We start from the raw sequence: 793 nt of genomic DNA, 5'->3' as shown, positions 1-793 counted from the left end.
ATCGATGCCGCAGCTGAGGCGCTAAAAGTTGCTGACCAATTCCGTATCCACACTTTTCTAGCCACTTCCACGATTCACGTTCAAGACAAGCTACGCCGCAGTTACGATGACGTACTTGAAATGGCGGTCAACGCCGTTAAACACGCGCGTAACTACACCGATGATGTCGAATTTTCTTGTGAAGACGCAGGCCGAACACCAATCGACAATCTATGTCGCATGGTTGAAGCCGCAATTGATGCTGGAGCAAGCACCATCAACATTCCCGATACCGTTGGCTATACAGTGCCAAGCGAGTTCGGTGGCATCATCCAAACGCTTTTCAACCGCGTGCCAAACATCGACAAGGCCATCATTTCTGTGCACTGTCATGATGACTTGGGCATGTCGGTCGCAAACTCAATTGCAGCAGTACAAGCCGGTGCTCGCCAAATTGAAGGCACCATCAATGGTATCGGAGAGCGTGCGGGTAACTGCTCACTAGAAGAGATCGCGATGATCATCAAGACGCGTCAAGAGCTTCTGGGTGTAAGCACGGGGATCAAGCACGAAGAAATCCATCGTACTAGCAAGTTGGTGAGTCAACTGTGCAACATGCCGATCCAAAGCAACAAAGCGATCGTGGGTGCCAATGCATTCAGCCATTCTTCAGGTATCCACCAAGACGGCATGTTAAAGAACAAGAACACTTACGAGATCATGACGCCTGAGTCGATTGGTCTTAAGAACCAAGCGCTTAACCTAACCAGTCGTAGCGGCCGAGCGGCGGTGAAGAGCCACATGGATTCCATGG

At 50.6% G+C, this 793-nt stretch carries 1 protein-coding gene; it reads left to right on the top strand.

Annotated features, from left to right (window positions below):
- On the top strand, positions 1-793 hold a 793-nt coding region (locus tag R7093_RS25000), incomplete at both ends, for a 2-isopropylmalate synthase (RefSeq protein WP_318146989.1).

The organism is Vibrio sp. 1580 (assembly GCF_033340055.1).
Note: the sequence above shows the minus strand (reverse complement) of the source record. Positions and strands in the feature narration are given on the sequence as shown.